The sequence below is a fragment of the Streptomyces sp. YIM 98790 genome, assembly GCF_011421595.1.
Taxonomy (GTDB): Bacteria; Actinomycetota; Actinomycetes; order Streptomycetales; family Streptomycetaceae; genus Streptomyces.
This window is the reverse complement of sequence record NZ_WTLH01000207.1, coordinates 1-9,204: the sequence shown is the minus strand read 5'-3', so window position 1 is coordinate 9,204 and position 9,204 is coordinate 1. Positions and strand designations below refer to the sequence as shown.

Here is a 9,204-nt window from a genome sequence, read left to right as displayed (position 1 = left end):
CGGGACAGGCCGGCGGCCCGGCTGGTCACCGGGTCGGCGCGGGCCGCGCCCACCACCGCGGCGGGGCCGGCCAGCGCCTCGGTGCAGCCGCGCGCCCCGCACCAGCACTCCGGCCCGTCCGGGTCCAGACAGATGTGCCCGACCTCGCCCGCGTTGCCGCTCACGCCGCGGTAGGTGATGCCGTTGACCACCAGTCCGGAGCCGATGCCGGTGCCCATGTAGAGAGCGGCGAAGGTGGCGGTGCCGCCCACCCCGCCGGACCAGTGCTCGCCCAGCGCCGAGGCGGTGGCGTCGTTGTCCAGCGAGACCGGCAGGCCGGTGGCCTTGCGCAGCGCGCGGTCCAGCGGGAAGTCCTCCCACTGCCGCATGGCGGGCGGGGTGAGCGGCATGCCGCTGGTGCGGGTGAGCGGGCCGGGGGAGACCAGCCCCAGACCCAGGACCCGGTCGCGGTCCACGCCCGCGCTCTCGATCAGGCCGACGGTCTCGGACGCCATCCGTTCCACCACCTCGGCCGGGGCGACCGTGCCCGCGCCGGGCCGGAACATCCGGCCGATCACCGAGCCGCCCAGGTTGGTCAGCACATAGGTGATCCCGGCGTGGTCGAGATGGATGCCCACCGCGAACCGCGAGGACCGGTTCAGGGCGAGCAGCACCCGGCGCTTCCCGCCGGTGGACTCGGCGTGGCCGGTTTCCACCACCAGGCCGTCGTCGATGAGGCGGCGCACCACCGTGGAGATGGTCGCGCCGGTGAAACCGGTGGCCTCCACCAGGCCCACCCGGCTGATGGTGCCCGCCGCCCGGATCACGTCGAGCACCGCGGACCGGCTGCTGGCGTGCACCGCCGGCCGGCTGTTCGCATGCGGGATCGGTTCCACTGGTCCGCTCACGTGTGCCTCTTCCCCGTCGTCGTCCCCCGGTGGTCTTCCCCGTCGTGGCCCGTGCGCCGCCCGGGGAGCCGGCCCGGACGCGGCGTGTGGCGGACGCTGACGGCCCGGTGGGCTTCGTTCAGCCACTGAACATCTTTCCACGGGAATCGTCGTCCCCCCGCGCAGAGGGTTGACTTTCTTTCTTCGGCTGCTTAACAATCGCGCAACCCAGTAGACCCAGGAGGACCGATCTCCATGCGCCCGCAGCCCAGACGAACCGTCCGCAGGACGGCGACCGCCGCCGTTGCCGCCGCGGCCCTGCTGTCCCTCGCCGCCTGCTCCTCCGGCTCCGGCGACGACGGAGGCGGCGGCGGAGGATCCAAGACTCCCGCCGACACCCTCGTCGCGTACACCGGCCAGGCCGGCGACTATCAAGCCAATTTCAACCCCTACTCGCCCACGGTCATCGAGGGGCCGGGAACGATCTTCGAGCCGCTGTTCTACTTCAATCAGGCCCGGGACCAGGAGCCCGTGCCCCGGCTGGGCACCGAGTACTCCTGGAACGAGGACGGCACCGAGCTCTCCCTCACCGTGCGCGAGGGCGTCACGTGGTCGGACGGCGAACCCTTCACCGCGCACGACGTGGTCTTCACCCTCGGCATGATCACCGAGTACCCGGCCCTGAACGGCACCGGCTACAACGGCACTGCCGAGGCCGTGGACGACACCCACCTGGTGGTGCGCTTCGACGAGCCCGCCTACATGGACGGCCCGCAGGTGCTGGGCCGGATCTGGATCGTGCCCGAGCACATCTGGAAGGACATGTCCGACCCCACCACCGACACCGTGCAGGAACCGGTCGGAACCGGTCCCTACCTGCTGGAGGAGTTCAAGCCCGCCGCCTTCACCCTGAAGGCCAACCCCGGCTACTGGGGCGGCGAGCCCGCGCTGAAGCGCGTGCGGTTCGTCGCGCTGTCCGGCAACCAGGCCGGCGCCGACGCCCTGAAGGCCGGGACCGTCGACTGGCAGACCGGCCCCGTCCCGGACATCCAGAACGTCGAGAAGAACTACCCGGGATACCAGGCGGTCACCGTCCCGCTGAACCAGATAGCGCTGCTGAGCTGCTCCAGCGCGGAACTCGGCTGCACCGGTCCGCAGACCGACCCGGCCGTGCGGCAGGCCATCTACTACGCCATGGACCGCGAGCAGATCAACTTCCTTGCCTTCGAGGAGACCGCGAGCGAGATCTCGCCCGGCTTCGCCCTCACCGGGCGCGACGCCGCCCTGATCTCCCAGGACCTGGAGAACCCCGTCGCCCCGATGAACGCCGACGTGGACAAGGCCGCGCAGCTCCTGGAGGACGCCGGCTGGGCCAAGGGCGGCGACGGCATCTACGCCAAGGACGGCGAGCGGCTCTCGCTGACCGTGAGCGTGGTCTCCGGCTGGACCGACTACATCACCGCGCTGGACGTGATCGGCCAGCAGCTCAAGGAGGCCGGGATCGAGATCATCCCGCAGCAGTCCTCCTGGAACGAGTGGTCCGACTCCCGCGGCCAGGGCAACTACCAGCTCCTTATCGACTCCCTCTACCAGGGCCCGGCACCCGACCCCTACTACCTCTACAGCTACTTCTTCTCCACCGCGACCACCGCCCCGGTGGGCGAGACCGCCCAGCCCAACTTCGCCCGCTTCTCCGACCCGGAGGTGGACGCGGCGCTGGAGGCGCTGAAGCAGACCGACCCCCAGGACACCGCGGCCCGGCAGGAGCACCTCGACCTCATCCAGACCCGGATCGAGGAGAACATGCCCTACATCCCGGTCCTGACCGGCGGCACCACCAGCGAGTACAACGCCGAGAAGTTCACCGGCTGGCCGACCGCGGACGACCTGTACGCCTTCCCGGCCGTCTGGGCCCGTCCCGACCACTCGCAGATCTTCATCAGCCTCAAGCCCGCCGGCGAGTGATCCACCGGCTCACCCGGCCGAGGAGACAACCACGGTGACTGGCAGCACACTGACCGGCAACGAGCCGACCGGCAGCGGTCTGATTGGCGGCGATCGATGAGGTACTACGCCCGCAAGCTCGGGTTCTATCTGGTCGCCCTCTGGGCCGCCCTGACGCTGAACTTCTTCATCCCCCGGATGATGCCGGGCAACCCGGTGGACACCCTGATGGCGAAGCTCCAGCAGCGCGGCGGCACGGTGGACCCGGCCGCGCGGCGTTCCTACGAGCTCCTGCTCGGCGCCGACACCGGAGAACCGCTGATCACCCAGTACGTCGCCTATCTGGGCAACATGCTCCGCGGCGATCTGGGCGTCTCGGTCAGCGTCTTCCCCGCGGAGGTCTCCTCGGTCATCGGGCAGGCCCTGCCCTGGACCCTGGTCCTGGTCGGCCTCGCCACGCTGCTGTCCTTCGCCCTGGGCATCGTGCTGGGCACGGTGGTCGGCTGGCGCCGCGGGTCGTGGCTGGACTCGCTGGTGCCCGCCACCACCGTGCTGGCCGCGGTGCCCTATTTCTGGCTGGCGCTGATCCTGGTGGCCTTCTTCGCCACCGCCCTGGGCTGGTTCCCCCTCCAGGGCGGCTACGACGTGGCCCTCACCCCCGGCTGGAACGCCGACTTCATCGGCTCCGCCGTCTACCACGGCTTCCTGCCGGCCCTGACCATCGTGATCTCCTCGGTCGGCGGCTGGCTGCTGGGGATGCGCAACATGATGGTCTCCACCATGTCCGAGGACTACGTGCTGACCGCCCGCGCCAAGGGCCTGCGCTCCACCCGGGTGATGACCCGCTACGCGGCCCGCAACGCGGTCCTGCCCTCCCTGGCCGGATTCGCCATCTCCCTCGGCTTCGTGGTCTCCGGCTCCATCATCACCGAGCAGGTGTTCTCCTACCCCGGCATCGGCTCCAAGCTCCTGCAGGGCGTGCAGAACAGCGACTACGCCCTGATGCAGGGCATCTTCCTGGTGATCACGGTCGCGGTGCTGGGCGCCAACCTGGTCGTCGACCTGCTGTACGGGTTCATCGATCCCCGTACCCGCGTCGGGACCTGACCCCTGCCCGCCCCGCGTCCGACCCACCGCAAGGAGCCCGTACCGTGACCGACCCGTCCTCCCTCACCGGCCCCTCCGAGGAGCCCGCCACGGCCCCGGCGGCCCCCGCCGCGCCGCGCGCCGCCTGGCGCGCCCTGCTGCCCGTCTGGTCGCCCAAGCTGGGCATCGGCCTGGCCCTGGTGGCCGGCATCGCCCTGCTCGGCCTGCTCGGGCCGGTGTTCGCCGGAGATCCCGACGCCATCTCCGACACCCCCTTCCAGCCGCCCGGCGAGGGCACCCTGCTCGGCACCACCCAGACCGGCCAGGACGTGCTCGCCCAGCTGGTGCACGCCACCCGCGGCTCGCTCCAGATCGGCCTGCTGGTCGGCATCATGGCCACCGTGCTGTCCGCCGTCTTCGGCATCCTCGGCGGCTACTTCGGCGGCGTGGTGGACGAGAGCTTCTCGCTCTTCTCCAACGTCATGCTGGTGATCCCCGGTCTGCCGCTGGTGATCGTGATCGCCGGCTTCGTGCCGGCCGCCGACCGCGGCGCCTGGACCATCGCGGTGGTGCTCGCCCTCACCGGCTGGGCCGCCGCCTCCCGGGTGCTGCGCGCCCAGACCCTGTCGCTGCGCAACCGGGACTATGTGGCCGCCGCCCGGGTGGCCGGCGAGAAGCCCTGGCGGATCGTTTCGGTGGAGATCCTGCCCAACCTGCTGCCGCTGCTCGCCTCGCAGTTCGTGTTCGCGGTGATCGCCGCCATCCTGGCCGAGGCCGGCCTGTCCTTCCTGGGCCTGGGCGCCTCCAACTCCGAGACCCTCGGCACCATGCTCTACTACGCCCAGAACGGCTTCGCCCTGCAGCGCGAGGCGTGGTGGTGGTTCGTCCCGCCCGGCCTGGTGATCGCCCTCTTCGGCTGCGGGCTGGCACTGATCAACTTCTCCATCGACGAGATCATCAACCCCAGGCTGCGCAACACCGCGGCCAAGCTCGCCGAGGGCCGGGTGACCGCCACCGCCGCCGCGGCCGGTTCCGGCACCGCCACCGGCGCCGCGGCCGGTTCCGCCGCCGGCCCCGCCGGGCCGGACGCCGGCCGGCCGGCCGTGCTCACCATCCGCGACCTCCATGTGGTCTACCGCACCGCCAAGCCGGTGCACGCGGTCAAGAACGTCTCGCTCACCCTGGGCCGCGGCGAAATCCTCGGCCTGGCCGGCGAATCCGGCTGCGGCAAGACCACCCTGGCCTACGCGGTCAGCCGGCTGCACACCCCGCCCGCCGAGATCTCCTCCGGCACCGTCACCTTCCACGACCGGGACGGCGGGGACATCGACCTGCTCGCCCTCCGGGGCGAGGCCCTGCGCACGTTCCGCTGGTCCAAGCTCTCCATGGTGTTCCAGGGCGCGATGAACTCCCTCAACCCGGTGATCTCCATCCGGGAACAACTGGAGGACGTGCTCCTCACCCACCGCCCGGACATGCCGGCCGCCGGCCGCCGCGCGCGCTGCGCCGAGGTGCTGCGGCTGGTCGGCGTGGACCCGCGCCGCCTGGACTCGTTCCCGCACGAGCTCTCCGGCGGCATGCGGCAGCGCGTCATGATCGCCATGGCCATGCTGCTCGACCCCCAGGTGATGGTGATGGACGAACCCACCACCGCACTGGACGTGGTGGTGCAGCGCGGCATCCTGCGGGAGATCCTGCGGCTGCGCGAGGAACTCGGTTTCGCCGTCGTCTTCATCACCCACGACCTGCCGCTGCTGCTGGAACTCAGCGACCGGATCGCGGTGATGCGCGAGGGCGAGGTGGTCGAGTACGGGCCGGCCGAGCAGATCCACCGCAGCCCCCGCCACCCCTACACCCGCACCCTGCTGGACTCCTTCCCCAGCCTGACCGGAGAGCGCGGCGCCTTCCTGCGCAACGGCGCCGCCACCGCCGGCCCGTCCACCCTGCCCGGACAGCACACCACGCACCACAGCGAAGGGGCGCCCCGATGACCACCCTGGAAGTCCGCGACCTGGTCAAGGACTACACCCTGCGGTCCGGACTGCGGCGCTCCACCCTGCGCGCCGCCGACCGGGTCTCCTTCACCCTGGTCCCCGGCCGCACCGTGGCCCTGGTCGGCGAGTCCGGCTCCGGCAAGTCCACCGTGGCCCGGATGATCGCCCGCCTGGAGAAGCCCAGCTCCGGCTCGATCACCGCGCTCGGCCCGGACGGCCGCAGGGTCCCCGGCCGGGCGTACCGCGACCATGTGCAGATGGTGTTCCAGGATCCGTTCGCCTCCCTGAACCCCTTCCACACCATCGAGCACCACCTCGTCCGGCCGCTCAGGCTGCACGGCCGGGCGGGCGGCCGGGGCCGGGCCCGGAAGATGGCCGAGGAACTGCTGGAACGCGTCAACCTCACCCCGGCGGGCGACTTCGCCCGGCGCCGCCCGCNCCCCGGCGGGCGACTTCGCCCGGCGCCGCCCGCACGAGCTCTCCGGCGGGCAGCGGCAGCGGGTGGCCATCGCCCGCGCCCTGGCCCCCGGCGCCCAGGTCGTCGTCGCCGACGAGCCGGTCTCCATGCTGGACGTCTCCATCCGGCTGGGAGTGCTCAACCTGCTGGCCCGGCTCCAGCGCGAGGAGAACCTCGCCGTCCTCTACATCACCCACGACCTGGCCACCGCCCGCCACTTCTCCGACGACATCCTGGTGATGTACCGGGGACGGGTGGTGGAGAGCGGCCCGGCCGACGAGGTCATCCTCCGCCCCCGCCACCCCTACACGCAGCTTCTGGCCTCGGCGGCACCCGACCCGGAGGCCCGGGGCCGCGCTCCGGAGCGGATGCCGGCCGCCACCGAGCCGGCCGGCGGGGCGGGCGGGCTGCCGCTCTCCGGCCCGGGCTGCCGGTTCCGTGACCGCTGCCCCTCCGCCATGCCGGTCTGTTCCGGCACCCCGGCGGACCACCCGGTGGGCCCGGAGCACCGGGCGGCCTGCTGGCTGTACGCGGAATCCGGCCAGGAGGTGACCGGCGCGGTGGCGAACGGCGGCGAGCGGGGCAAGGCTGGTGGCGACAACTCCGGTGCGGGCCGGGCCGGCTGACCGGCGCGGCCGCCATCCCCCCACAACCGTCCGCCCGTTCCCCGGGCGAACAGGAGCCGCCGATGTTCCCCACCCTGCTGATCTGGTGCGGAGGCCAGGTGACCCTGCACTTCAGGGTCGGCACCGACGAACCCGTCAGTCTGCTGTCGCTGCGTCCGGCCGACATCGACCGCGATCCTCCCGACGGCCGGCCCGGAGTTCCCCTGGTGGAGATCCAGGCCCTGGGCCACGGCCGGTTCCCCGGCAGCCACCGCTACGCCGACACCGTGCTCGGCTCCCGGCTCCGCTACGCCGGGCACACCGCCTCGCGGGACGAGCGGACCGGCGTGGCCGAACTGCGCGTCCAGCAGACCGATGCCGCCACCGGACTCCGCGTCACCAGCGTCTTCCGGGCCGCCGAAGGGGTCCCGGCGGTCCAGACCTGGACCGAGGTGCGGTCCGCGCCGGACGCGCCGGGCCGCACCGTCCGCCTCCAGGCGGTCACCTCCGTGGCCACCGGGGCGTTCCAGACCGACTCCGGGGCCGGGCCGGACGAGACCGACCTGCTGCACGGCGACAGCGACTGGGTGGCGGAGTCCCGCTGGCACCGCACCCCGCTGCGCCGGGCGGGACTGCCGTACATGGACCCCGGCATCCACCACCACCCGTCGCGCAGCCGGTTCGCGCTGACCTCGCGCAGCTCCTGGTCCACCGGCGAGCACCTGCCCACCGGCGTGCTCGCCGCCCGGGACGGCGGCTGGGCGCTCGCCTGGCAGATCGAGCACAACGGCGCCTGGCACTGGGAGGTGGGCGAGCGCCGCGAGGGCGACAGCTACCTGGCACTGCTCGGCCCCACCGACGCCGAGCACCAGTGGAGCGAGACCGTCGGCGGGCGGCGGACGTTCGGCACGGTGCCGGTCTCCCTGGCGGTGGCCGCGGGCGGCCCGGACGAGGCCCTCGGCGCCCTCACCCGGCAGCGCCGGGCGCTGCGCGCCGCGCACACCCCGCCCGCCGCCCGGGACCGGTACCCGGTCGTCTTCAACGACTACATGAACACCCTGATGGGAGATCCCACCACCGAGCGGCTGCTGCCGCTGATCGACGCCGCGGCCGAGGCCGGTGCCGACTGCTACTGCATCGACGCCGGCTGGTACGACGAGGACGGCACCTGGTGGGACAGCGTGGGGGAGTGGCGCCCCTCGGCCCGCCGCTTCCCCGGCGGGCTGGAGGAGGTGATCGAGCACATCCGCGGCCGCGGCATGCTGCCAGGCATCTGGCTGGAGCCGGAGGTGATCGGGGTGCGCTCCCCGGTCGCCGAACGGCTGCCGGACGCCGCGTTCTTCCAGCGCCACGGCGAGCGGGTGGCGGAGCACGGCCGCTACCACCTGGACCTGCGCCACCCCGAGGCCCGCAAGCACGTCAACGAGGTGGTGGACCGGCTGGTGACCGATCTGGGCATCGGCTACTTCAAGTTCGACTACAACATCATGCCCGGGCCGGGCACCGATCTGGACGGCGCGGCGCCGGGCGCCGGGCTCCTGGGCCACAACCGGGCCCATCTGCACTGGCTGGACACCCTGCTGAGCCGCTATCCGGATGTGCTGATCGAGAACTGTGCCTCCGGCGCCATGCGCATGGATTACGCGCTGCTCTCCCGGCTGCACCTGCAGTCCACCTCCGACCAGCAGAACCCGCTGCTCTACCCGGCCATCGCGGCCGCCGCGCCCGCCTCCGTGCTGCCCGAGCAGGCCGGCAACTGGGCCTATGCGCAGCCCGAGATGACCGCGGAGGAGGCCGCGTTCACCCTGGCCACCGGCATCCTGGGCCGGCTCTACCTCTCCGGCCGGCTGGACCGGATGACCGGCGGACAGCTGGCACTGGTGCGCGAGGCGGTCGCCTGCCACCGGGAACTGCTGCCGTTCCTGTCCCGGTCGCTGCCCTGCTGGCCGCTGGGCCTGGCCGGGCCGCCCGGTCCCTGGGTGGTGCAGGGGCTGCGCGCTCCGGACCCGGACGGGGACACCCTGCTCACGCTGTGGAAGCTGCCCGGGGCCTCCCGGGTGCTGGAACTGCCGCTGCCGCATCTGCGGGGCTCGGCCGCCGAACCGGAGACCGTCTTCCCGCGCGGCGGCCTGGCCTGGGGGCTGCGCTGGGACGCCGCGCCGGGGGTGCTGCGGGTGGACTGCCCGGCCGGCGGGCCGGCGGCCACCGCCCGCGTCCTGCGGCTGCGCCGCCGCTGAGCCCCGGCCGGGGAC

General features: G+C 72.8%; 6 protein-coding genes and 1 pseudogene. 6 read left to right on the top strand and 1 reads right to left on the bottom strand.

Annotation, left to right across the window (positions count from 1 at the left end; translation table 11 throughout):
• Positions 1-839 (bottom strand): ROK family transcriptional regulator (locus tag GQS09_RS30770; RefSeq protein WP_165989703.1); only part of this gene is annotated, 839 nt, incomplete at its 3' end.
• A 282-nt stretch (positions 840-1,121) separates the two neighbouring features.
• On the opposite strand from GQS09_RS30770, the gene GQS09_RS24190 reads away from it, so the two are divergent.
• The 6 genes and pseudogenes from GQS09_RS24190 to GQS09_RS24170 all read left to right on the top strand — a co-directional run bounded on the left by GQS09_RS24190 (position 1,122) and on the right by GQS09_RS24170 (position 9,189).
• The gene (locus GQS09_RS24190) at positions 1,122-2,831 is read left to right on the top strand and encodes an ABC transporter substrate-binding protein (protein WP_165989702.1); all 1,710 of its coding nucleotides are present in this window, start codon (positions 1,122-1,124) and stop codon (positions 2,829-2,831) included.
• Positions 2,832-2,927: 96 nt separating this feature from the next.
• Positions 2,928-3,917, top strand: coding sequence for an ABC transporter permease (locus tag GQS09_RS24185; protein ID WP_165989701.1), 990 nt, complete (start codon positions 2,928-2,930; stop codon positions 3,915-3,917).
• A gap of 44 nt (positions 3,918-3,961) precedes the next feature.
• Positions 3,962-5,887 carry a dipeptide/oligopeptide/nickel ABC transporter permease/ATP-binding protein gene (locus tag GQS09_RS30765; RefSeq protein ID WP_165989699.1) on the top strand — a complete coding sequence of 642 codons (1,926 nt, stop codon included), beginning with the start codon at positions 3,962-3,964 and terminating at the stop codon, positions 5,885-5,887.
• Positions 5,884-6,240, top strand: a pseudogene (locus tag GQS09_RS30760) (ATP-binding cassette domain-containing protein); the annotation flags it as partial. The gene GQS09_RS30765 and the pseudogene GQS09_RS30760, both read left to right, overlap by 4 nt.
• Positions 6,241-6,391: 151 nt before the next feature.
• On the top strand, positions 6,392-6,973 hold the full coding sequence (locus tag GQS09_RS30755) for an ABC transporter ATP-binding protein (RefSeq protein WP_313896314.1): 582 nt from the start codon (positions 6,392-6,394) through the stop codon (positions 6,971-6,973).
• Positions 6,974-7,035: 62 nt separating this feature from the next.
• Complete coding sequence (locus GQS09_RS24170) at positions 7,036-9,189, top strand: glycoside hydrolase family 36 protein (RefSeq protein ID WP_165989696.1); 2,154 nt, start codon at positions 7,036-7,038, stop codon at positions 9,187-9,189.
• The last annotated feature ends 15 nt before the right edge of the window (positions 9,190-9,204 follow it).